22 protein-coding genes and 1 pseudogene are annotated in these 23,217 nt (G+C 67.0%); 14 read left to right on the plus strand and 9 right to left on the minus strand.

Annotated elements, in window-relative coordinates; genetic code table 11:
- Positions 1-19: 19 nt before the first annotated feature.
- Positions 20-508, plus strand: a complete 489-nt coding sequence (locus ORK51_RS04135) for an RDD family protein (protein ID WP_070426585.1) — start codon at positions 20-22, stop codon at positions 506-508.
- A 707-nt stretch (positions 509-1,215) separates the two neighbouring features.
- Here the strand turns inward: ORK51_RS04135 and lptG are convergent.
- Together lptG and lptF are read right to left on the minus strand one after the other, a co-directional pair.
- Positions 1,216-2,325: an LPS export ABC transporter permease LptG gene (gene lptG / locus ORK51_RS04140; RefSeq protein ID WP_019182553.1), complete on the minus strand. Its 1,110-nt coding sequence runs from the start codon at positions 2,323-2,325 to the stop codon at positions 1,216-1,218.
- Positions 2,322-3,401 carry an LPS export ABC transporter permease LptF gene (lptF, locus tag ORK51_RS04145; protein ID WP_266084193.1) on the minus strand — a complete coding sequence of 360 codons (1,080 nt, stop codon included), beginning with the start codon at positions 3,399-3,401 and terminating at the stop codon, positions 2,322-2,324. The genes lptG and lptF overlap by 4 nt, the downstream gene beginning before the upstream one ends.
- A gap of 104 nt (positions 3,402-3,505) precedes the next feature.
- Between lptF and ORK51_RS04150 the strand changes: the two genes are divergently transcribed.
- The 4 genes from ORK51_RS04150 (at position 3,506) to ORK51_RS04165 (ending at position 8,559) form a co-directional block, all read left to right on the plus strand.
- Entirely contained in the window at positions 3,506-4,984 is a 1,479-nt protein-coding gene (locus ORK51_RS04150; RefSeq protein WP_266084195.1) for a leucyl aminopeptidase, read from the plus strand.
- 85 nt (positions 4,985-5,069) lie between these two features.
- Complete coding sequence (locus tag ORK51_RS04155) at positions 5,070-5,495, plus strand: DNA polymerase III subunit chi (protein ID WP_046273804.1); 426 nt, start codon at positions 5,070-5,072, stop codon at positions 5,493-5,495.
- Positions 5,496-5,540: 45 nt separating this feature from the next.
- Complete coding sequence (locus tag ORK51_RS04160) at positions 5,541-5,747, plus strand: YqaE/Pmp3 family membrane protein (RefSeq protein WP_266084198.1); 207 nt, start codon at positions 5,541-5,543, stop codon at positions 5,745-5,747.
- A gap of 43 nt (positions 5,748-5,790) precedes the next feature.
- Complete coding sequence (locus ORK51_RS04165; RefSeq protein ID WP_266084200.1) at positions 5,791-8,559, plus strand: valine--tRNA ligase; 2,769 nt, start codon at positions 5,791-5,793, stop codon at positions 8,557-8,559.
- A 92-nt stretch (positions 8,560-8,651) separates the two neighbouring features.
- Here ORK51_RS04165 and rimI read toward each other — a convergent pair whose 3' ends face one another.
- The 3 genes from rimI to pssA are packed head-to-tail and all read right to left on the minus strand — an operon-like array spanning position 8,652 to position 10,404.
- A complete protein-coding gene (gene rimI / locus ORK51_RS04170) occupies positions 8,652-9,149 on the minus strand; it encodes a ribosomal protein S18-alanine N-acetyltransferase (protein WP_070426579.1) in 498 nt (165 codons plus the stop codon).
- Positions 9,146-9,628, minus strand: coding sequence for a hypothetical protein (locus tag ORK51_RS04175; protein WP_266084202.1), 483 nt, complete (start codon positions 9,626-9,628; stop codon positions 9,146-9,148). Before ORK51_RS04175 ends, rimI begins: the two co-directional genes overlap by 4 nt.
- Positions 9,625-10,404, minus strand: a complete 780-nt coding sequence (gene pssA / locus ORK51_RS04180) for a CDP-diacylglycerol--serine O-phosphatidyltransferase (RefSeq protein WP_019182562.1) — start codon at positions 10,402-10,404, stop codon at positions 9,625-9,627. The genes ORK51_RS04175 and pssA overlap by 4 nt, the downstream gene beginning before the upstream one ends.
- A 135-nt stretch (positions 10,405-10,539) precedes the next feature.
- Here pssA and ORK51_RS04185 point away from each other — a divergent pair, with 135 nt between their 5' ends.
- The 3 genes and pseudogenes from ORK51_RS04185 to ORK51_RS04195 form a co-directional block, all read left to right on the plus strand.
- Positions 10,540-10,914 carry a DUF4124 domain-containing protein gene (locus tag ORK51_RS04185; RefSeq protein ID WP_266084205.1) on the plus strand — a complete coding sequence of 125 codons (375 nt, stop codon included), beginning with the start codon at positions 10,540-10,542 and terminating at the stop codon, positions 10,912-10,914.
- Between the two features lie 96 nt (positions 10,915-11,010).
- Entirely contained in the window at positions 11,011-12,702 is a 1,692-nt protein-coding gene (locus ORK51_RS04190) for a proline--tRNA ligase (RefSeq protein ID WP_266084207.1), read from the plus strand.
- Positions 12,703-12,854: 152 nt separating this feature from the next.
- A pseudogene (locus ORK51_RS04195) lies at positions 12,855-13,229 on the plus strand (H-NS histone family protein); the annotation flags it as partial.
- A 90-nt stretch (positions 13,230-13,319) separates the two neighbouring features.
- Here ORK51_RS04195 and ORK51_RS04200 read toward each other — a convergent pair.
- Complete coding sequence (locus ORK51_RS04200) at positions 13,320-14,579, minus strand: threonine/serine exporter family protein (protein ID WP_019182566.1); 1,260 nt, start codon at positions 14,577-14,579, stop codon at positions 13,320-13,322.
- Positions 14,580-14,738: 159 nt separating this feature from the next.
- On the opposite strand from ORK51_RS04200, the gene ORK51_RS04205 reads away from it, so the two are divergent.
- Genes ORK51_RS04205 through ORK51_RS04220 form a run of 4 tightly spaced genes read left to right on the plus strand, consistent with a single transcriptional unit; the run spans position 14,739 to position 18,271 of the window.
- Positions 14,739-15,851, plus strand: coding sequence for an ABC transporter permease (locus ORK51_RS04205; protein WP_070426576.1), 1,113 nt, complete (start codon positions 14,739-14,741; stop codon positions 15,849-15,851).
- A gap of 3 nt (positions 15,852-15,854) precedes the next feature.
- A complete protein-coding gene (locus ORK51_RS04210) occupies positions 15,855-16,685 on the plus strand; it encodes an ABC transporter ATP-binding protein (protein WP_102788990.1) in 831 nt (276 codons plus the stop codon).
- Between the two features lie 3 nt (positions 16,686-16,688).
- Entirely contained in the window at positions 16,689-17,615 is a 927-nt protein-coding gene (locus ORK51_RS04215; RefSeq protein ID WP_019182569.1) for an MlaD family protein, read from the plus strand.
- Positions 17,612-18,271, plus strand: a complete 660-nt coding sequence (locus ORK51_RS04220; protein ID WP_266084214.1) for an ABC-type transport auxiliary lipoprotein family protein — start codon at positions 17,612-17,614, stop codon at positions 18,269-18,271. Before ORK51_RS04215 ends, ORK51_RS04220 begins: the two co-directional genes overlap by 4 nt.
- Here ORK51_RS04220 and ORK51_RS04225 read toward each other — a convergent pair.
- From ORK51_RS04225 to ORK51_RS04235, 3 genes are read right to left on the minus strand one after another with little or no spacing between them, the layout of a single operon-like run.
- A complete protein-coding gene (locus ORK51_RS04225; RefSeq protein WP_266084216.1) occupies positions 18,249-18,839 on the minus strand; it encodes an alpha-ketoglutarate-dependent dioxygenase AlkB family protein in 591 nt (196 codons plus the stop codon). The genes ORK51_RS04220 and ORK51_RS04225 overlap by 23 nt on opposite strands.
- 58 nt (positions 18,840-18,897) lie before the next feature.
- A complete protein-coding gene (locus ORK51_RS04230; protein ID WP_266084217.1) occupies positions 18,898-19,530 on the minus strand; it encodes a CoA transferase subunit B in 633 nt (210 codons plus the stop codon).
- Between the two features lies 1 nt (position 19,531).
- Entirely contained in the window at positions 19,532-20,266 is a 735-nt protein-coding gene (locus tag ORK51_RS04235; RefSeq protein WP_266084219.1) for a CoA transferase subunit A, read from the minus strand.
- A gap of 160 nt (positions 20,267-20,426) precedes the next feature.
- Between ORK51_RS04235 and ORK51_RS04240 the strand changes: the two genes are divergently transcribed.
- The gene (locus ORK51_RS04240; protein WP_019182574.1) at positions 20,427-21,776 is read left to right on the plus strand and encodes a phosphohexomutase domain-containing protein; all 1,350 of its coding nucleotides are present in this window, start codon (positions 20,427-20,429) and stop codon (positions 21,774-21,776) included.
- Positions 21,777-21,791: 15 nt separating this feature from the next.
- On the plus strand, positions 21,792-23,195 hold the full coding sequence (locus ORK51_RS04245; protein WP_266084222.1) for a mannose-1-phosphate guanylyltransferase/mannose-6-phosphate isomerase: 1,404 nt from the start codon (positions 21,792-21,794) through the stop codon (positions 23,193-23,195).
- Positions 23,196-23,217 lie beyond the last annotated feature (22 nt).

The raw sequence follows: 23,217 nt of genomic DNA on the forward strand, positions 1-23,217 counted from the left end.
CGGGGGCCGCGGGCCGGGTATGCTCCGGGTCATGACTGATACCGCGCTGTCGTCCCCCGCTGCTGATCGCCCTGCATCGTTGCTGCCGTGGCGGCTGTTGTCACTGTTGTACGACTTCTTCCCGGCGCTGGCGCTGTGGATGCTGCTCGGTGCGGTGTTCGTGGCGGTCTATACGTTGAGCGGTCATGCGGAGCGGGAAAACATCGCGCCGTTCAGTGCGTGGCAGTGGGCGTTGTGGGCGTGCTGCTGGGGCGTGACGGGGCTGTACGCGACGATGAGCTGGCGCCGCGGTGGGCAGACGCTGGGAATGCGGCCGTGGCGGTTGCAGGTGGTGTCGTTGGACGGCACGGTACCGTCGCGCGGGCAGTTGTGGCGGCGGTATGCAGTGGGGACGTTGTCGGTGCTGGCGGCCGGCCTGGGGTTCTGGTGGGCGCTGGTGGATCGGCAGCGGTTGACCTGGCATGACCGCGCCAGCGGGACGCGGGTTGTGCGGCTGCCGAAGCCGTGAAGCAAACAGAAAACAGCAAACAGCAACAAGCAGCGTCTCTTTTTCTCTGCGTTTGCGGAGAGGCGCAACCCATTTCTGGACCCGCCGCAAGTACGTCCATGTAGGCTCGTAGTGCGCCATCCATGGCGCACTACGGTCCTGAAATGGGCTGCGCCTCTCCGCATTGACAGATCACGTAATTCGGTTGGTAGAAGCGGAATTACTGCGTGCCTGAGGTATCGCGCTGAACACCGAGTGTCGCGATCAAGATGCCTCAAGGAGCGCAACCTTCATCGCGAAGTCGAACGTTGGCTCAATCGATAAATTCATTCGCCGCTCTGCCGCTCTGCCGCTCGACCAACAGGATTCGACACGAGCAAAGGCGCCTGCGCATTCCATCAGAACGGGTAGAGCCGGGCCATGCCCGGCTGCTCTCCCCTCCCCACCAGCACACGATCGGAGGCGCGGCGGGATTGCCAGGCCGGGACCGTGTGCTGCCATGGATGGCAGCACACGAGCCTACATGGGTGAGAGCGGATGGCTCGCGAGGCACTGCCTCGCATCCGATCGAACGCACAGCCGCCAGCGGCTGGGCCGGGCCGCGGAGCGGGACTTGCGGCGGGTCCCGGAATGGCGAGCCCGTCGCGCCTGGCTCGAGAGCACATGGAGGCCGCTTCGGCTTCGGCTTTTGACTTCCGCGTCTAGCGTCCAGCGTTCGAGCAGAGAAATCAGCCCGACTTACGTCGGAACAACAACCCGGACACCACCATCATCACGATCGGCGGCAACGCATACGCAATCCGGTAATCGAACTTCAACGCACCTGCCATACGGCCGAAGAACAACTGCAGCAACCAGAAGCCCAGCGCGAACAGAATGCCCAGGAACAACCGCTTGCCCATGCCACCGCTGCGCAGCGAACCGAACGCGAACGGCACCGCCGCCAGGCACAGCGCCAGCACGTTGATCGGATAGAACCAGCGGCTCCAGTACACATCCTCGTAATCGCGCGCATCCAGCCCATTGCGCTTGCGGTACTCGATGCTGGTGCGCAGATCCATCGCCGTCAGATTGCGCGGCTTGGAAATGCCGCTGGCCAGCGCCGCCGCATCCAGGCGTGAATCCCACGGCTCGGACTCGGCCGTCTCGCGGGTCGCCGAACGCTCACCGAACGTGTCGCGGCGGACCTTGTTCAACACCCAGCCGTCGGCGCCATGCTCGGCGGTGGTGGCATAGGTGAGCGAGGCCAGGCGGCCGTCGTCGGCGATCTTGTACAGGCGCACGTCGTGCAGGATCAGGCGCGTGCCACCGCCGGCCTGCAACTGCTCATCGCCGCTCTGGGCATTGAGGAAGGTATCGCCTTCGCGCGCCCATACGCCCGAATAGCGGGCCGCGCTGAGGCTGCTGCCCCACTTGGCGCTGATCTTGATGTCGTCGGCCTTGCTCTGGCCCCACGGGCCCAGCGTTTCGCCGCTGAACACCATCACCGCGGTCATCAGCGACAGCGCGATCGCCACCGAAACGCTCAGCCGCTTGCGCGACAGGCCCAGCGCACGCAGCGCGGTCAGTTCGGAGGTGGCGGCCAGCTGGCCCAGCCCCATCAGCGCGCCGATCACGGCGGCGGTCGGGAAGAAGGTGTAGGCACGCCTGGGCACGGTGTACAGCACCCAGGCGGCGGCGTGGCCAAGGGTATAGCTGCCCTTGCCGACGTCCTTGAACTCGCCGGAGAAGGCCATCACCACGTCCAGGCCGACCAGCACCGCCCAGGTCAGCAGGACGGTGCCGAACACGGCACGGCCCAGGTACAGATCAAACCGCATGGGGCGCAACACGTTCATGCGGTCCTCCGGGGGCGCGACAGCTTGCCGTCGCGGAAATACATCCACAGGGCCAGGCCCAGCAGCGGCAGGGTCAGCCACCACAGGCCCGCCACGGCGGGGATCTTGCCATCGGCGATCCAGCGGGTGCCGATGAACATCAGGTTCATGCCGACCATGTAGGCCAGGAAGGCCAGCATCATCCGGCCATAGCGCTGCTGGCGCGGCGAGCTGCGGGCCAGCGGCAGGGTCATCAGGGCGAAGGCCAGTGCGATCAGCGGCGGGGCGATGCGCGAGTGCAGCTGGGCCTGCGCCTCGGGGCGTTCATCGCCGAACAGCTGGGTGGTGCGCAGCAGCTCGGGGGCATCGTCCTTGCGGGTCTCGGCACCGTCGGGCATGGCCACGTCGTTGCGGGCGAAGGTCATCAGCTTGTAGTCCAGCGCACCATTGGCCGGGCCTTCCACCTGGTGGCCATCGTCCAGTTCCAGATAGCGCTGCTTGGCGCCTTCGAAGTACATCCGGCCGTGATCGGCGGAGATCACTTCGAGGCGGTCCTCCTTCTGGCGCTGCAGGAAGACCTTGCCCAGCTGGGTGCCATCCGGGGAGACCGAGGAGAGGTAGACCACGCCGCCGTTGGGCAGCGGGGTGAACTTGCCCGCCTCCAGGCCGGCCATGACCACGCTGCGGTTGGCCTCGTCGATCATCGTCTCGCCGGTGCGGTCGGCCCAGGGGCCCAGCCACAGCGAGCACAGGGCGATCAGCCCGACCACCGGCACCACCAGCATCAGCACCGGGCGCAGCAGGCGCTTGGGGCCGACCCCGATGGCGGTGATGACCGCCATTTCCGAGTCCCGGTACAGCCGGGCCGTGGCCAGCAGCAGGCCCAGCATCAGCGCCAGGGGCAGGATCAGCGGCATATAGACGATGAACTGCAGGCCCAGCTGGGAGAACAGCAGGCGGGCAGGCAGGCGGCCGTCGGCGATGTTGCCGAGGATGTCCACCAGGACACCACCGACGCTCACCACCAGCAGCACGATCAGGGTGGCCAGGAAACTCTGGACGAAATCACGCAGGAGATAGCGATCGAGCTTCGACATGGGGCGGTGGTTTAAACTCTCGGATTCGTTCGCGGTGCTGCCCAGTCTACTGACGGGACGTAAACAGCTCGCGATTGTACGGATTTGCCAACGGAATCTGATCAATGGCCCTGGAATTCACCCTGAACCACGCAGCCCCGGCCTCGGCCGAGTGCGATTGCGTCATCGTCGGCGCCTATGCCGACCAGACCCTGAGCCCGGCGGCACAGGCCCTGGACACCGCATCCGGCGGCCGCCTGTCGGCCCTGATCGCCCGCGGCGACGTTGGCGGCAAGACCGGCAACACCACCGTACTGCACGATCTGCCCGGCGTCGCCGCCGCACGCGTGCTGGTGGTCGGGCTCGGTGAGCCGGCCAAGTTCGGCGTGCCGCAGTACCTCAAGGCCGTGGGCGATGCCAGCCGCGCCCTGAAGAGCGGGGTCAACCACCACGCGCTGTTCACCCTGACCGAGATCGAGGTCAAGGGCCGCGATGCCGCCTGGAACATCCGCCAGGCCATCATCACCGCCGACCACGCCGCCTACCGCTACAGCGCCACGCTGGGCAAGAAGAAGGCCGACGAACCCGGCCTGACCACGCTGGCCATCGCCGGCACCGACACCCAGGCGCTGGCCCAGGGCCAGGCGATCGCCGCCGGCGTGCAGTACGCCCGCGAACTGGGCAACCTGCCGCCGAACGTCTGCACTCCGGCCTACCTGGCCGAGTCCTCGGTCGCCTTCGCCCAGGCCCATGACGGCGCCGAAGCGGAGATCCTGGACGAGCAGCAGATGGAAGCGCTGGGCATGGGCTCGCTGCTGGCCGTGGCCCGTGGCTCGGCCAACCGCCCGCGCCTGGTGGTGCTGAAGTGGAGCAACGGCGGCGACGCCAAGCCCTACGTGCTGGTCGGCAAGGGCATCACCTTCGATACCGGTGGCGTCAACCTGAAGACCCAGGGCGGCATCGAAGAGATGAAGTACGACATGTGCGGTGGCGCCAACGTCATCGGCACCTTCGTCGCGGCGGTGACGGCCAAGCTGCCGTTGAACCTGGTGGTGGTGGTGCCGGCGGTGGAAAACGCCATCGACGGCAACGCCTACCGCCCCTCGGACGTGATCACCTCGATGTCGGGCAAGACCATCGAAGTGGGCAACACCGACGCCGAAGGCCGCCTGATCCTGTGCGACGCGCTGACCTACGCGCAGCGCTTCGAGCCGGCCGCGCTGATCGACGTGGCCACCCTGACCGGTGCCTGCCTGGTTGCCCTGGGCCACCAGACCGCCGGCCTGATGACCAAGCACGACGACCTGGCCAACGAACTGCTGGCCGCCGGCGAGCACGTGTTCGACCGCGCCTGGCGCCTGCCGCTGTGGGACGAGTACCAGCCGATGCTGGATTCCAGCTTCGCCGACATCTACAACATCGGCGGCCGCTGGGCCGGTGCGATCACCGCCGGCTGCTTCCTGTCGCGCTTCACCGAAGGCCAGCGCTGGGCCCATCTGGACATCGCCGGCGTGGCCAGCGATGAAGGCAAGCGCGGCATGGCCACGGGTCGCCCGGTCGGCCTGCTGAGCCAGTGGCTGCTGGACCAGGTCGCCCGCGCCTGATGCCCTGCCCGATCGCGGCCGCCCATCGGTGGCCGCGATCCCGCCCGGCCTGGCGCCGGGTTCTCCCTTCGCTCCAGGCCCTGCCATGTCCCGTGCTGATTTCTACCTGATCGCCAAGCCCCGCTTCCTGACCGAGCCGTTGCGGCTGGTCTGTGAGCTGGCCCGCAAGGCCAACGACGCCGGGCTGTTCACCCTGGTGCTGGCACGCGACCAGGCCCAGGCCGAAGAACTGGACGAACTGCTGTGGGCGTTCGACAACGATGCCTACATCCCGCACCAGATCGCCGGCGAAGACATGGACGAGGAAGAGGCGCTGGTGCTGATCGCCGTTCCCGGTACCGAGGCCCCGGCCCGGCCGCTGGTCATCAACCTGCGTGACGACCCCTACCTGGCCGCCTGCGACCGCGTGCTGGAAGTGGTCCCGGCCGACCCGGAAGCGCGCGAACCGCTGCGCGAGCGCTGGCGCCAGTACAAAGCGCTGGGCTTTGAGCTGAACAAGTACGACATGTAACCCGCGTGGCGTCCGTCCGGTCGCCGCCGCCCCCGGAGACCCTTGATGCGCCTGTTGATCGCCCTGATCTTTTCCTGGTTCGCCTTCTTCACCATCGGCCGCCCGATCGCAGGCATCCTCAACGTCTCGAAGGGAGCGCCGACTGTCAGTCGGCTGTCCTTGTCTGGCTGGCGGCCCGCCGCGATCTGGGCCGCCTGCGCGGTCTCACCGTTCCATACCGGCCAGAAGATCCGTCGCGCCTTAGGGCGCTGAGCTTCCGGCACCCCCACCTTCCGTATTCGATCCTGGTTCCCGCATGACCCAACTCGCCTCCAGCTACGACCCCAAAACCTTTGAAACCGCGTTGTACGACGCGTGGGAGAAGGCCGGCCATTTCAAGCCGTCCGGCAAGGGCGAGCCGTACACCATCCTGCTGCCGCCGCCGAACGTGACCGGTACGCTGCACATGGGCCATGCCTTCCAGCAGACCCTGATGGATGCGCTGGTGCGCTACCACCGCATGCGCGGCTACGATACCTTGTGGCAGGTGGGTACCGACCACGCCGGCATCGCCACCGAAATGGTGGTGTCGCGCAACCTGGCGCTGGCCGGCCAGGGCGAAACCCGCGATTCGCTGGGCCGCGACGGCTTCATCGAAAAGGTGTGGGAGTGGAAGGCGCAGTCCGGTGACACCATCGAGCGCCAGATGCGCCGCCTGGGCACCTCCAGCGACTGGTCGCGCAGCACCTTCACCATGGACCCGCAGCCGTCCGAAGCGGTGATCGAGGCCTTCGTGCGCTGGCACGAGCAGGGCCTGATCTACCGTGGCCAGCGCCTGGTCAACTGGGATCCGGTGCTCAAGACCGCCATTTCCGATCTGGAAGTGGAGAGCGTGGAGGAAGACGGTTTCCTGTGGTCGATCAGCTACCCGCTGGCCGATGGCAGCGGCACCCTGACCGTGGCCACCACCCGCCCGGAAACCATGCTGGGCGACACCGCAGTGATGGTGCACCCGGACGATGAGCGCTACGCGCACCTGATCGGCAAGAAGGTGAAGCTGCCGCTGACCGATCGCGAGATTCCGGTGATCGCCGATGATTACGTCGACCGCGAGTTCGGTACCGGCGTGGTCAAGGTGACCCCCGCCCACGATTTCAACGATTACCAGGTTGGCCTGCGCCACAACCTGCCGATGATCAACCTGTTCACCCCGGACGCGGCGATCAACGACAACGCCCCGGAGAAGTACCGCGGGCTGGACCGTTACGACGCGCGCAAGGTGATCCTGGCCGAACTGGAAGACCTCGGCATCCTGGTCGAGACCAAGGCACACAAGCTGCAGGTGCCGCGTGGCGACCGCACCCAGCAGGTGATCGAGCCCTACCTGACCGACCAGTGGTTCGTGAAGATGGACGTGCTGGCCAAGCGCGGCCTGGAGCTGGTCGAGAACGGCAGCATCCAGTTCGTGCCGGCCAACTGGATCAACACCTACCGCCACTGGATGGAGAACATCCAGGATTGGTGCATCAGCCGCCAGCTGTGGTGGGGCCACCGCATTCCGGCGTGGTTCGACGACGCGGGCAACTGCTATGTCGGCCGCGACGAAGCCGAAGCGCGCGCGAAGAACAACCTCGCCGCCGACCTCGCCCTGCACCAGGACAGCGACGTGCTGGAGACCTGGTTCTCCTCGCAGCTGTGGCCGTTCTCCACGCTGGGCTGGCCGAACGAACAGGCGATGGCCGAGCGCGGTTTCGAGCGCTACCTGCCGTCTGCGGTGCTGGTCACCGGCTTTGACATCATCTTCTTCTGGGTGGCCCGCATGATCATGGCCACCGACAGCTTCACCGGGAAGATTCCGTTCAAGGACATCTACATGACCGGCCTGATCCGCGATGCGCAGGGTCAGAAGATGTCCAAGTCCAAGGGCAACGTGCTCGACCCGCTGGACATCATCGATGGTATTTCCATCGAAGACCTGGTCGCCAAGCGCACCACTGGCCTGATGAAGCCCAAGGATGCGCCGAAGATCGAGAAGGCGACCCGCCGCGAGTTCCCCGATGGCATCATCGCCCACGGTGCCGATGCGCTGCGCTTCACCATCGCGGCCCTGGCCACCCACGGCCGCGACATCAAGTTCGACATGAACCGCGCCGAGGGCTACAAGAATTTCTGCAACAAGCTGTGGAACGCCAGCCGCTTCACCCTGATGAACACCGAGGGCAGCACGTTCACCGGTGTGCCTCAGCCGCGGACCGACGCCGAGCGCTGGATTCTCGCGCGCCTGGCGGCGGTCTCGGCCGAAGCCCAGACGCATTTCGCCAACTACCGCTTCGACCTGCTGGCGCAGTGCCTGTACGAATTCGCCTGGAACGAGTTCTGCGACTGGTTCCTGGAGCTGACCAAGCCGGCCCTCAACGGCGCCGACGCCGAGGATGCCAACAGCACCCGCCACACCCTGCTGTACGTGCTCGAAGCGCTGCTGCGCCTGCTGCACCCGCTGATTCCGTTCGTCACCGAGCAGCTGTGGGGCCAGGTCGCCCCGCGCCTGGGCATCACCGATGACACCATCTCCCAGCGCCCGTATCCGACCGCGGAGGAATTCGCTGGTGACTTCGCCCGCGCCGAAGCCGACGTGGAGTGGCTGAAGTCGATGGTCAATGCGCTGCGCCGCGTGCGCAGCGAGTTGAACGTGCCGCCGTCCAAGCTGGTGCCGCTGCTGCTGCAGGGCGGCAATGACGACGACCGCGCGCGCATGACCCGCTTCACCGCCTCGCTGTCGTTCCTGCTCAAGCTGGAGCGCATCGAGTGGCTGGCCAACGGCAGCAACACGCCGCCAGCCGCCACCGCGATCGTGGGCGACCTGACCCTGCTGGTGCCGCTGGAGGGCCTGGTCGATCTGGGCGCCGAACGCGCGCGCCTGGACAAGGAAATCGCCCGGGTGGAATCGGAAAAGGAAAAGAGCGGGACCAAGCTGGCCAAGTTCACCGACAAGGTGCCGGCGGCCGTGGTCGAGCAGGAGCGCGTGCGCCTGGTCGAATGGACCGCGCAGCTGGATGGCCTGCGTTCGCAGCGCGCGAAGCTGTAAGCGCTGGGGGGAGGTAGTGCCACGCCATGCGTGGCTGCCTTCCGGGGCGGGATGACGCGCAGCCACCCATGGGGTGGCTCTACACCACGCGGTCAGAGCGGCGGCATCACCTGGATGTCGTCGTCGACCAGCTCGATGGCCATGACCAGCGCATCCTCGCGCCCCTCGCGGGCGGGGTAATAGCGGGGCCGGCGGCCGATCTCGTTGAAGCCCTCGCTGTGGTACAGCGCCACCGCCGGGGTATTGGACGGGCGCACTTCCAGGAACACGCGGTGCGCGCCGTGGTCGCGGGCCAGCTTCACCAGCGCGCGCAGCAGATGCCGGCCGTGGCCGCGCGACTGGCACAGCGGGTCCACGCAGATATTGAGGATATGGGCTTCATCGGCGGCGATGCTGAGCAGGCCGTAGCCCATCAGCAGGCCGTCCTCTTCCATCGCCAGGCCGGGATAACCGGCGCGCAGGCAGTCCTGGAAGATGCCGCGGGTCCACGGGTACGGATACCCGCGCACTTCGATCGCCATCACCGCATTGAGGTCGCTTTCGCGCAGCGCGCGCAGCGACAACGGCCGTGGCGAGCTCACCGCGCTCACGGGCGGTTCTTCCTGCGCAGGGCACGCAACTGCGGCCACAACGCACGCTTGGCGGCCGCACTGCCGCGCAGTTCATCCAGGTTCCAGCTGGCCATCAAGGCCTGGGTATCCGGTTCGGCGGGGTTGCAGCCGGAGGCACGCAGCAGCGCGATCTGCAGGCGATCAGGCATCCGCACCGCGGCGCGGCGGCCACCGCTCGCGCGCACGGGTGTCGCGGCCGGCGGGCTGCTGGGCGCGCCTTCTTCCACCGTGCGCGGGGCACTGCGCCGTACCGGTGCGGGCGCGTCCGCCGATGGCGCCGGCCGTGCGGGGCGTACGGGCACCGGCGGCTCGGCCACCGGGGCCGCGCGCAGCTCGATCTCCGGCAACACCACCGCCTCGGGCGCGACACTGCCGTCGACGAACACCGTGTAGCCCATGGCCTGCAGCCAGGACTGCTGCGCCGGCGACCACAATGGCGGCAGCGCCTGCCCGCTCACGCGTTCGGCTCGACCGGCCTGCGGGTGCGTTGCCACACCCAGTAGCACGGGCCGGACAGGGCATACACCAGGCCCACCGCGAACAGCACGCGCGGCAGATCGATGACCATGATCGCGATGGCGATCGGCACCAGGGCCAGCGCCAGGAACGGCACGCGGTCCGCGCGCGGCCCCTTCTCGCCACTGCCCTTGAAGCTCCAGAAGCGGATCCGGCTGACCATCAGCAGGGCCGAGACCAGGGTCACGCCGAGGGCGACGTAGCGCAGCTGGTTGCCGTCCCAGCCCAGGTTGCCATCGGCGAAGGCCCAGACGAAGGACATCATCAGGCCGGCGGCGGCCGGGCTGGCCAGCCCGATGAACCAGCGCTTGTCGACCACCGTGACCTGGGTATTGAAGCGGGCCAGGCGCAACGCGGCGCAGGCGGCATACAGGAAGGCGACCGCCCAGCCGACGCGGCCGAGCACCGGGTCGTCGAACTTCAGCCAGGACAGCGACCAGTGGTACATCACCAGGGCCGGGGCCATGCCGAAGCTGACCAGGTCGGCCAGCGAGTCGTACTGCACGCCGAATTCGCTGCTGGTCCCGGTCAGCCGGGCCACGCGGCCGTCCAGGCCGTCCATGACCGCCGCGACGAACACGGCGATGGCGGCATTGACGAAGTCGCCGTTGGCCGCGGCGATGATCGCGTAGAAGCCGGCGAACAGGCCTGCGGTGGTGAACAGGTTGGGCAGCAGGTAGATGCTGCGCGAGCGCGGCGGGGGTTTCAGTTGATCCATGCGGCCAGTTTAGTGGCTGCGGTGCCCTTTGGGGCAGTGCCAGCGCGCCGCCCCCTGCCATTGCTGCCGTGATCGGCTTGCCAGCGCCGGCCCGGGGTGCTGCAATCGCGCTTCTGCCCTGTCTCCGGAGTCGCCATGCGTGCCCTGTCCCGTCTGAGCGCCCTGCTGCTGCTCGCCAGTGCGACGGCCAGTGCCGGCAACGTCTATAAGTGGAAAGACGCCCATGGCGTGACCCAGTATTCGGAGAAGCCGCCCACCGGGCAGAACTACGAGGCCCGCCAGGTCCAACACCGCGACCCGGCCCCGCGCGAGGCGGCGGCCGCCCCGGCCGAGAACAGCGACTGCACCACCGCCCGCGGCAATATCGTCCTGCTCGATGGGCCAGGCAAGGTCATGCAGGACACCGATGGCGACGGCAAGGCCGATACCGCCCTGACCGACGCGCAGCGCAGCGCCCAGAGGACCCTGGCCGAGGCCGCCATCCAGGCGTACTGCACGCCCAAGGCCTGAGCCGCCGGTCCCGGCAAGGGCCAAAACCACCGCCAGCACCCATCGCGGCGGCCAGACTGGCAGAATATCGGCTTCTGCCGTTCAGCGAAGCCGACGATGCGCCTCTCCCAGTTCCACCTGCACACCACCAAGGAAACCCCCAGCGACGCGGAGCTGACCAGCCACCGCTTGATGCTGCGCGCGGGCATGATCCGCAAGCTGGCCTCGGGGCTGTACACCTGGTCGCCGCTGGGCCTGCGCGTGCTGCGCAAGGTCGAGCGCATCGTGCGTGAGGAAATGGAGCGTGCCGGCGCGGTGGAATTCCAGATTCCGACCATCCAGCCCAAGGAACTGTGGGAAGCCACCGGCCGCTGGGAAAAGTTCGGCCCGCAGCTGCTGAAGATCAAGGACCGCAAGGAGCAGGTGTTCTGCTACAGCCCGACCGCCGAAGAGGCCGCTGCCGATTTCGCGCGCCAGGAGCTGTCCAGCTACAAGCAGCTGCCGGTCAATTTCTTCCAGATCCAGACCAAGTTCCGCGACGAGATCCGCCCGCGTTTCGGCGTGATGCGCGCGCGCGAGTTCCTGATGAAGGATGCGTACTCCTTCCACCTGCACGATGAGTGCCTGGTGCGCGAGTACGAAAACATGAAGTCGGCCTATGCCCGCATCTTCACCCGCCTCGGCCTGGATTTCCGCATGGTGCAGGCCGACTCCGGCGCGATCGGTGGCGACGCCTCGCAGGAATTCCACGTGATCGCCGAGTCCGGCGAAGACGCGCTGGTGTTTTCCACCGGCTCGGATTACGCCGCGAACATGGAAGCGGCCATCGCCGCGGCCCCGGGCGAGCGCCCGGCCGCCAGCGAAGCACTGCGCAAGGTCGACACGCCCACGCAGAAAACCTGTGAAGCCGTGGCCGCCCTGCTCGGCCTGGGCCTGGAGCGCACGGTCAAGTCGATCGCGATCATGAGCGAGGGCGGCTTCGTGCTGGCGCTGGTGCGTGGCGATCACGACGTCAATGAAATCAAACTCGGTAAAGTCGAGGGCCTGCAGGGCTACCGCATGGCCAGCGAGGCGGAGATCGCCACGCACCTGGGCAGCCAGCCCGGTTTCCTCGGCCCGCTCAATCCGGCCCAGCCGATCCGCATCGTCGCCGACCGCGACGTCGCCGCGCTGGCCGATTTCGTCGTCGGCGCCAACGAAGCCGGTTTCCACATCGCCGGCGTCAACTGGGGCCGTGACCTGCCCGAACCGGAAGTGGCGGACATCCGCAACGCCAAGGCCGGTGATCGTGCTGCCGATGGCGGTGAACTCAAGATCGCGCGCGGCATCGAGGTCGGCCACGTGTTCCAGCTCGGCCGCCAGTATGCGCAGGCGTTGAATGCGACCGTGCTCGACGAGAACGGCAAGGCCGCGGTACTGGCGATGGGCTGCTACGGCATCGGCATTTCGCGCATCGTGGCTGCGGCGATTGAACAGAATCATGACGACGCCGGCATTATCTGGCCCGACGCTATGGCGCCGTGGCAGGTGGTGGTCTGCATGATCAACCCGAAGCAGGACGAGACCGTGTCGGCCACTGCCGCCGAGCTGCTTGCACAGCTGCAGGCCGCCGGCCTGGACGTGGCCCTGGACGACCGCGGCCTGCGCCCGGGCGCGATGTTTGCCGACATGGAACTGATCGGCGTGCCGCACCGGATCGTGGTGTCCGAACGCGGTGTCGCCGCCGGCACGTTCGAGTACCGCGCGCGCAGCGCCGCCGAAGCCGAAGTCCTGGACAAGGAAGCACTGCTGGCGAAGTTGACGCAGTAATGACAAAGGCCGGGTGAATAACCCGGCCTTTTCAATGGCGGACCCGGTTTCAATATCTCCGGTTTGTTTGTGTATTTCGCAAAAGAGAATGTATGCTGTTTCCGATGCCAAGGACCGGCTCACCCTGTCCTTAATATATTGCGGAGTAGTAGATGAGCATTGACCTGAGCGGCCTGTCCGCCAAAGAGCTGGGCGCGCTGATCAAGAACGCCAAGAAGCAGCAGACCATCGTGGCCAAGCGTCCGGCGATCAGCAAGGTCCGCGCGCAGCTGACCAAGCTGGCCAAGGCCCAGGGCTATTCGGTGGAAGAACTGTTCGGCGGCGCCGCCCCGGCCGCACGCGGTCGTGCCGCGGGCAAGGCGACCAAGGCCCTGGCCAAGGCCGTGCGCAAGCTTGGCAAGGTGGCCCCGAAGTACCGCAACCCGGCCAACCCGAAGGAAACCTGGACCGGCCGTGGCAAGCAGCCGCGCTGGCTGGCCGCGCATACCGCCAAGGGCAAGAAGGTCGAAGAGTTCCTGATCAAGAAGTAAGCCGGTCAGTTACTGACGCACATGGAAACGCCGGCCTCGCGCCGGCGTTTTCGTTCCTGGTGCACACCTGCGCGATGGCCGCGGCGGTCAGAGATTCTTGCGTGCCGGGATCAGCAGATTGCCGAACAGCAGCCCGGCCACCAGTGCCATCACCACGTTGAGCACAGTCATCAGCACGGTCTGGCCGGCGCTCATGTCCTGCTGCTGGACCAGGGTCAGCACGCCACGCAGGCTGGTACTGCCGGGCACCAGCATGATGATGCCGGGCAAGCGGATGATCGCGCCCGGGCGCTGCGCCAGGCGACCAAACAGGTTGCCTGCGGCCGTGAGCAGCATCGCCGACATGAAAATGCCGGCCGGTATGCCCCAGGCCTGGCCCGCGAATTTTGAAATCGCATAGCCGGCCACCGCCGCGGCCATCACCCACGGAAAATCGCGCCGGTTGGCTTTGAACAGCATCGCGAACGCGAAGGCGGCCAGCAGCAACGCACCCCACTCGACCCAATCGGCCTGTGGACGCGACGCGCGCACCAGCGGTTCCAGCCCGACGATGCCGGACAGGGTCACCGCGATCACCGCGCCCACCGTCAATTTCAGAATCGTGGTCACCGCCCCGGCGAAGCGTGCCGTCCCCGAGACCCAGTGCTGGCTGGCCAGTTCGTTGACCGCATTGGTCAGCGACATCCCGGGCAGCAGCACCACCAGCGAGGCGATGATCACCGTATTGAGGTTGAGCGCGCCGATGAACGAGGCCACCAGCGTTGCCACCGAACCGGCCAGCAGCGCCGCCAGGGCTTCGTTGGCCTCGCGCGTGGCCGGGCGGCGGTCGGTGTACATGCCCATGACGCCGATCAGCAGCCCGATCACGCCGGCGGTGGCGATATCCAGCCACGGCAGTTTCCACAGCCCGGCCACGCCGGCCGCGCCGAGGCTGTAGGAGAGAATCGTGCGGACCTTGCCCCAGCGCCCGGGGTCCTTGTCCAGCTGCCGCAGCGCGGTATGCCCCTGCGCGATGCTCATGGTGCCGTTGGCCACCGCATCGGTGATCTGGTCGGCGATGCTGAGTTTATGCAGATCGTTTTCGCCCGGGGCCAGGCGGATCACGCGGGTGATGTCCGACGAACCGATCGCCTTGGTCGGGTCGCTGAAACTCAGGATCAGGCCGGTCGGGTTCGACCACGGCTCGCAATCCAGATCCAGCCGCTGCGCCAGGGCGACCACCGCCGCCTCCAGCCGCTGCGCGGTGGTGCCATAGCTGTGCAGGCGCCCGGCCATTTCCGAAACGAAGGCCACGCGCTGAGCGTAGGTGGCAGGTGGTGCAACGATGGTGGGGGCGTCGGCAGACATGCGCCGTAGTATTACCCGAACACGCCCCGGCCTGAAGAATCCCGGTGTCATGATGCAGCCGCGCGCATGCCCGGCAGTGCCGAGCGGCGTGCATGGACCGGTCCGGCGCATACGCGAGCCATGCACCCGGACAGGGTATGCTGCGCGCAGGACGCCTACATGACCTCAGACCAAGCCCCCCATCTCGAGCAGGATGCCCAGGACCCCGGCCTGATCCGGTTGTCTGGCCATTGGACATTACGCACCGCGCTGGACGCGGCCGAAGTGCTGCGCGGCCTCCCGGAGAAAGTGACCGGCCTGGACGCCAGCGGCATCACCCTGCTCGATTCGGCCGGCGTGCTGCAGCTGCTGCGTGTCGCGCACCGCGCCGACCTGGGCGAGGACGCGGTGACGTTCCGCGAGGAGCATCGCGCGCTGGTCTCCACCATCGAGGAAGTCGCCGACGACCGGCCCAAGGCCAAACGCGACTTCGGCGTGCTGGCCGCGCTGGAACGACTCGGTGTCAGCGTGCACGGCATGGGCCACAACATCGTGGCGTTGGCCAGTTTCCTGGGCGAGAACCTGGTCAAGGGCGCGCGCCTTATAAAGGAACCGCGCCGCTTCCGTCTTACTGCCACCGTCGCGCAGATGGAGCAGGTCGGCCTGGACGCGGTGCCGCTGGTGGCCCTGCTGTCGTATCTGGTCGGCGCGGTGATCGCCTTCCTCGGCTCCACGATCCTGCGCGACTTCGGCGCGGAGATCTATGTAGTCGAACTGGTCAGCATCGCCTTCCTGCGCGAGTTCGCGGTGCTGTTGACCGCCATCGTGCTGGCCGGCCGCACCGCCAGTGCGTTCACCGCGCAGATCGGCGCGATGAAGGCCCGCGAAGAAATCGACGCGATGAAGACGCTCGGCCTGGACCCGGTCGACCTGCTGGTGCTGCCGCGCCTGATCGCCCTGCTGATCACCCTGCCGCTGCTGACCTTCATCGCCATGGTCGCCGGCCTGGCCGGTGGCATCACCGTGGGCGCGTTCGATCTGGATATTCCGCCGCAGATGTACATCGCGCGGATGCACGACACCATGGAAGTGCGCAACATGCTGGTCGGCCTGTCCAAGGCCCCGGTGTTCGCGCTGGTGATCGGCCTGATCGGCTGCCTGGAAGGCCTCAAGGTTGAAGGCACCGCGCAGTCGGTCGGTGAGCGCACCACCTCCAGCGTGGTGCAGGCGATTTCGCTGGTGATCATCCTCGACGCGTTCGCCGCGCTGTGGTTCATGAAGATGGGCTGGTAACCGATGAGCACCGATACCGCCCCGGCCATGGACCGCGACGACGCCGCCACCGGTGATGGTGAACTGCTGATCCGCGTGCGCGGGCTGACCAACCGTTTCGGCGCGCAGGTCGTGCACGACGGGCTGGACCTGGACGTGCGCCGCGGCGAGATTCTCGGCGTGGTCGGCGGCTCGGGTACCGGCAAATCGGTGTTGATGCGCAGCATCCTCGGCCTGCGCACGCCCGATGACGGCCAGATCGAGGTACTCGGCGTCGACGCCCGTTCCAGCGACCCGGCCAACCGCCTGCATATCGAACGCAATACCGGCGTGCTGTTCCAGGATGGCGCCCTGTTCTCCTCGCTCACCGTGGGCGAGAACGTGCAGGTGCCGCTGAAGGAACACCACGGCGAGCTGCCCGAGCGCTGGCATTACGAGCTGGCCCTGCTCAAGGTGAAGCTGGCCGGCCTGCCGGCCGATGCGATCAACAAGCTCCCCTCGCAGCTGTCCGGCGGCATGCGCAAGCGCGCCGGCCTGGCCCGGGCGCTGGCGCTGGACCCGCCGCTGCTGTTCCTGGACGAGCCCACCGCCGGGCTGGATCCGATCGGCGCGGCCGCCTTCGACCGCCTGATCAAGACCCTGCAGGAAGCGCTGGGCCTGACGGTCTTCCTGATCACACATGATCTGGACACGCTGTATGCGATCTGTGACCGGGTGGCGGTGCTGGCCGACAAGAAAGTCATCGCCAATGCCCCGCTGCACGAGATCGAACAACTGGACCACCCGTGGATCCAGGAGTACTTCCACGGACCGCGCGCGCGTGCTGCGCGCGATGCAAAGCACGAGAGCGAGTAAGCCATGGAAACCAAAGCCAATTACGTCCTGATCGGCGCCTTCACCCTGATAGTGGGCCTGGCGCTGCTGGCCTTCGGCCTGTGGGCCGCCAAGTACTCCTCCGATCGCACCTGGACCGAGTACCGCGTGGTGTTCCGCGAGGCCGTCACCGGCCTGTCAGTCGGCAGCCCGGTGCAGTACAACGGCATCGCGGTCGGCTCGATCACCGAACTGAACCTGGTACCGGACGATCCGCGCCAGGTGGTCGCACGGATCCGCCTGAACTCCAATACGCCCGTCAAGACCGACACCCGCGCCAAGCTGGCGATCACCAGCCTGACCGGCCCGTCGATCATCCAGCTCAGTGGCGGCACGCCGCAGTCGCCCGCGCTGACCGCGGTCAACAAGGATCCGGCCCCGATCATCCCGACCACCCCCTCGGCGCTGCAGAACATCACCGACGTGGCCAACCGCATCGTCGAGCGCATGGACCAGGTGCTCAGCGACCGCAACGTGGCCAGCATCAACGCCACCCTGGCCAACCTGGAAACCATCAGCGGCGGCCTGGCCGACCGCGACCAGGGTACCCAGGCGCTGCTGCTGAGCGCGCGTGATGCCGCCCGCAGCCTGGACGTGACCCTCAAGAGCACCAATGGCACCATCCAGCGGCTGGACAAGAATCTGGTGCAGCAGCTGCCGCCGATCCTGGACAAGCTGGAAACCACGCTGAGCAAGCTGGACTCGGCGGCCGGCAATGCCGACTCGATCCTTGGCGAGAACCGGGCCGCGATCAACAGCTTCGCCAATGATGGCCTGGCCCAGCTCGGCCCGACCCTCACCGAGCTGCGCGGCCTGATCCGCGACCTGCGCCGGGTCAGCGACCGCCTGGACAACAACCCGGCACGCTATCTGCTCGGCCGTGACGCACCCAAGGAGTTCGAACCCAAATGAACCACGCGACCTTCTTCCGGCCCCTGCTGCCGATCGCCCTGATCGCCGCGCTTGGCGGCTGCTCGCTGCTGGGCAGCAACGAACGCAGCGCGGTGACGATCTATTCGCCCGTGGTGCGCATCCAGGCCGACCCGAGCTGGCCGACCGTCGATTGGCAGCTGGTGCTGGTCAAGCCCAGCGCCGCCCGCGTGGTCGACAGCCCGCGCATCAACGTACGTCCGACCCCCTCCGAGCTGGAGGTCTACAAGGGCGTGAGCTGGGCCCAGCCGGCCACCGACATGCTCGACGACGCGCTGGTGCGCGGCTTCGAGGATTCCGGCCGCATCAACGGCGTGGCCCGGGTCACCACCGGCATCCGCGCCGACTACAAGCTGGCCATGGACGTGCGCCGTTTCGAAGCCGATTACCGCGGCCAGGCCACCCCGACCGCGCTGATCGAAGTGAATGCCAAACTGATCCACGTGATCGACCAGCGCGTGGTCGCCGACCGCACCTTCCGCCAGGAAAACCCGGTGGGCAGCACCGACGTCGCCCAGGTCACCGCCGCGCTGGAACAGGGGCTGCAGACACTGACCACGAACGTGGTGGGCTGGACGCTGGTGACCGGCGAGCAGGATCACGCCCGCAGCGCGGTTACCCCTGCCCGGGTGCGTTGATCCAGCGGAAGGTGAGATTGAGGCGCTCGGCCAGCGGCCGGGCGCTTTTCGGCAGGCAATGCTGGTAAAGGCGCTGGGTCTGCCCACCCATCACCAGCAGATCGCCATGGTCCAGCAGGACCTCGGCCTTTTTCGCATGGTCGTCCCGTCGCCGCAGCAGGAACCGCCGCCCCGCGCCCAGGCTCAGTGACGCGATCACCGGCGCCGGCCCCAGCTCGGGCTCGTTGTCACTGTGCCAGCCCATCCCGTCATCACCATCGCGGTAACGGTTGAGCAGCACGCTGTTGAACGCGTGGCCACAGAATGCGGCCAGCTGATCCCGAAGCGGCAGCAGCGCCGGATGCCACGGCTGCGGCACGAAGTCGGTACCGGAATAGCGGTAGCGGGCGGCCGGGTCGCCCATCCAGCAGCTCAGCCGCGGGGAATCGACCTGGCGGCCGAACATGCGGATCCTGTGCACCTCCCACGGGACATCCTCGCGCAGCGTGCGCTGGAGGGTGTCGGCGGCGTCGCGGGGTAGCCAATGGCGGTGCCAGTGCACCTCAGCCTCGCGCAGATGCAGATCCATGGAATCCTCAACGACTATCGTGGTGCCCGTCGCACGGGCACCACGGCGGCGACAGCGATCAGGCCTGGCCGAAGGCCACGCCGGTCTTTTCCTTCAGCTCATCGATACCCACGCCCGGCGCGGACTCGATCAGCACCAGGCCCTTGTCGGTGACATCGAACACGGCCAGGTCGGTGATGATGCGATCGACCACGCCAACCCCGGTCAGCGGCAGATTGCATTCGGGCAGAATCTTGTGCTCGCCGTTCTTGGCGGTGTGCTCCATCAGCACCACCACGCGCTGAACGCCGGCGACCAGATCCATCGCCCCGCCCATGCCCTTGACCATCTTGCCGGGCACCATCCAGTTGGCCAGATCGCCCTTGTCGGTGACCTGCATCGCGCCGAGGATGGCCAGGTTGATATGACCGCCACGGATCATCGCGAAGCTGTCGTGGCTGCCAAAGTAGCTGGCGCCCGCGCGTGCGGTCACCGTCTGCTTGCCGGCGTTGATCAGGTCGGCATCCACGTCGGCTTCGGTCGGGAACGGGCCGATGCCGAGCAGACCATTTTCGGACTGCAGCCAGACATCCACGCCGTCGGGAATGTGGTTGGCGACCAGGGTGGGCAGGCCGATGCCCAAGTTCACGTAGGCGCCGTCGGTCAGTTCGCGCGCGGCGCGCTGTGCCATTTCATCGCGGGTCCAGGCCATCTCAGTTCGCCTCCTGGCGCACGGTATGCTGTTCGATACGCTTCTCGGGGTGCGGGTTGTGCACGATGCGGTGCACGTAGATGCCCGGCAGGTGCACCTGGTCCGGGTCGATGCTGCCCACCGGCACCACCTCTTCCACTTCCACGATGCACAGCTTGCCGGCCATCGCGCAGGCCGGGTTGAAGTTGCGCGCGGTCTTGCGGAACACCAGGTTGCCGGCCTCGTCGGCCTTCCAGGCCTTGACCAGCGCTACGTCGGCCCGCAGCGCGGTCTCCATCACGTAGTGCTTGCCGTCGAACTCGCGGGTTTCCTTGCCTTCGGCCACCACCGTGCCGTAGCCGGTCGCGGTGAAGAAGGCCGGAATGCCCGCACCGCCGGCGCGCAGCCGCTCGGCCAGGGTGCCCTGCGGGTTGAACTCCAGCTCCAGCTCGCCGGCCAGATACTGACGTTCGAACTCCTTGTTCTCGCCCACGTAGGAGGAGATCATCTTGCGGATCTGGCGGGTCGCCAGCAGCTGGCCGAGGCCGAAGCCATCCACGCCCGCATTGTTGGAGATCACAGTCAGGTCCTTGGCACCGGTATCGCGCAGCGCGGCGATCAGGGCCTCGGGAATACCGCACAGGCCGAACCCGCCGACCGCCAGGGTCTGGCCATCGGCGATGGCGCCTTGCAGCGCTTCAGCCGCACTGGCGTACTGCTTGCCACGTCGCCCGGCGTTGTCTGGGGACTTGCTCATCTACGCCCTCACCTCGTTGATGTAAGCGGCCATTGTAGCCATTGCCCGGGGCTTTCCCTGCCCCCGGGGTCCGGCGTTGACCCGGCCCGCACCGGTGAAAACGATTCCCATACACGGCAGCGGCTAAACTAGTGCGCTGACTGTCAGAAGGACTGAATAGATGACGCTCCCCGCATTCAAGGCGTACGACATCCGCGGCCGGGTTCCGGATGAACTGAACGAAGATCTGGCCCGCCGCATCGGCGTGGCCCTGGCCGCCCAGCTGTCGCCCGGCACGGTGGTGGTGGGCCACGATGTCCGCCTGACCAGCGGGGCCCTGCAGGATGCCCTGGCAGCCGGCCTGCGCGGCGCCGGCCGCGAGGTGCTCGACATCGGGCTGTGCGGGACTGAAGAAGTCTATTTCCAGGTCGACCACCTGAAGGCGGCCGGCGGGGTAATGGTCACCGCCAGCCATAATCCGATGGATTACAACGGCATGAAGCTGGTCAAGGAGCAGGCCCGTCCGATCAGCTCCGATACCGGCCTGTTCGCGATCTCCGACGCGGTCGAGGCCGACCAGGCCCCCGCGGCCGAGCCGAGCGCCGGCCTGCAGTCGCATCCGGACAAGAGCGCCTACATCGCCCACCTGCTGAGCTACATCGAGCCCAAGGCACTCAAGCCGCTGAAGCTGGTGGTCAATGCCGGCAACGGCGGCGCCGGCACGATCGTGGATCTGCTCGCCCCGCACCTGCCGCTGGAGTTCATCCGCATCTGCCATGAACCCGACGGCAGCTTCCCCAACGGCATCCCCAATCCGCTGCTGCCGGAGAACCGCGAGCTCACCGCGCAGGCCGTGCGCGAGCATGGCGCGGACTTCGGCATCGCCTGGGATGGCGATTTCGACCGCTGCTTCTTCTTCGACCACAACGGCCGCTTCATCGAAGGCTATTACCTGGTCGGCCTGCTCGCCCAGGCGATCCTGGCGCGCCAGCCCGGCGGCAAGATCGTGCACGACCCGCGCCTGACCTGGAACACGGTGGAAATGGTCGAGGAAGCCGGTGGCCAGCCGGTGCTGTGCAAGAGCGGCCATGCCTTCATCAAGGAAAAGATGCGCTCGGAAAATGCCGTCTATGGCGGCGAGATGAGCGCGCATCACTATTTCCGCGAGTTCGCCTACGCCGATTCCGGGATGATCCCGTGGCTGCTGATCGCCGCGCTGGTCTCCGAGTCCGGCCGCTCGCTGGCCGACCTGGTCGAGGCGCGCATGCAGAAGTTCCCGTGCAGCGGCGAGATCAACTTCAAGGTGGCCGACGCCAAGCGTTCCGTTGCCCGCGTGATGGAGCATTACGCCGCGCAGGCACCGTCGCTGGACCACACCGATGGCATCAGCGCCGATTTCGGCGACTGGCGCTTCAACCTGCGCAGCTCCAATACCGAGCCGCTGCTGCGCCTGAATGTTGAAACCCGCGGCGACGCAGCGCTGCTGCGCGCACGCACCGATGAAATTTCCCAGTTGCTCAAGGACGCCTGAGGCGAATACCCCACCATGCAGAACCTTCTTCCCGTCATCCTTTCCGGTGGTTCCGGCACCCGCCTGTGGCCGCTGTCGCGCGAGTCCTACCCCAAGCAGTTCCTGGCCCTGGCTGGCGAACAGACCATGCTGCAGGCGACCTGGCAGCGCGTGGCCCGGATCGCCGGCCGCGCGCCGCTGATCGTCGCCAACGAGGAACACCGCTTCGTGGCCGCCGAGCAGCTGCAGCAGCTGGGCGTGCAGCCGCAGGCGATCCTGCTGGAGCCGGTCGGCCGCAATACCGCACCTGCCATCGCGGTGGCGGCGCTGGAAGCGACCCGTGATGGCGATGATGCGCTGCTGCTGGTGCTTCCTTCAGACCACGTGATTGCCGACGAGAATGCGTTCCGTGCTGCGGTGCTGCGTGCGGTGCCGGCCGCGGAGTCCGGCAAGCTGGTGACCTTCGGCATCGTGCCGACCGGCCCGGAAACCGGCTATGGCTACATCAAGGCGGCCTCCGGCGGCGATGTCCGCGCCGTGGACCGGTTTGTCGAGAAGCCGGATGCACAGACCGCGACCGCTTACGTGCAGTCGGGCGAGTACTTCTGGAACAGCGGCATGTTCCTGTTCAAGGCGTCCCGATTCCTGGCCGAGCTGGAGACGTTCCACCCCGCCATGCTGGCCGGCAGCCGCACCGCCTGGCAGCAGGCGCGTCGTGACAGCGATTTCACCCGCCTGGACAAGGACGCCTTCGCCGCCGTGCCGTCGGATTCCATCGACTATGCAGTGATGGAAAAGACCGCTGATGCGGTGGTCGTGCCGCTGGATGCCGGCTGGAACGACGTGGGCTCGTGGACCGCGCTGCGTGATGTATCCGAACAGGATGGGAATGGCAACGCGCACCACGGCGATGTGATCGCGATCGACTGCCGCAACACCTTCGCCTACGGCGAGCGGCTGATCGCGCTGGTCGGCCTGGACGATGTGATCGTGGTGGAAACCGATGATGCGGTGATGGTCGGCAAGAGCGACCGCATGCAGGAGATCAAGCAGGTGGTCGCGCAGATCAAGGCCGACGGGCGCCCCGAAGCAACCTGGCACCGCAAGGTGTACCGCCCCTGGGGCGCGTACGACTCGATCGATAACGGTTCCCGCTTCCAGGTCAAGCGCATCACCGTCAAGCCGGGTGCAACGCTGAGCCTGCAGATGCACCACCACCGTGCCGAGCACTGGATCGTGGTCAGCGGCACGGCCGAGGTGACCCGCGGCGAGGAAGTGCTGCTGCTCACCGAGAACCAGAGCACGTACATTCCGCTGGGCGTGACCCATCGCCTGAAGAACCCGGGCAAGCTGCCGCTGGAACTGATCGAAGTGCAGTCCGGCAGCTATCTGGGCGAGGACGATATCGTGCGGTTTGAAGATACCTACGGTCGTACCTGATCGACGGTAGGCAGATAAACAG

The organism is Stenotrophomonas sp. RIT-551, assembly GCF_026241915.1.
Lineage (GTDB): Bacteria > Pseudomonadota > Gammaproteobacteria > Xanthomonadales > Xanthomonadaceae > Stenotrophomonas > Stenotrophomonas bentonitica_A.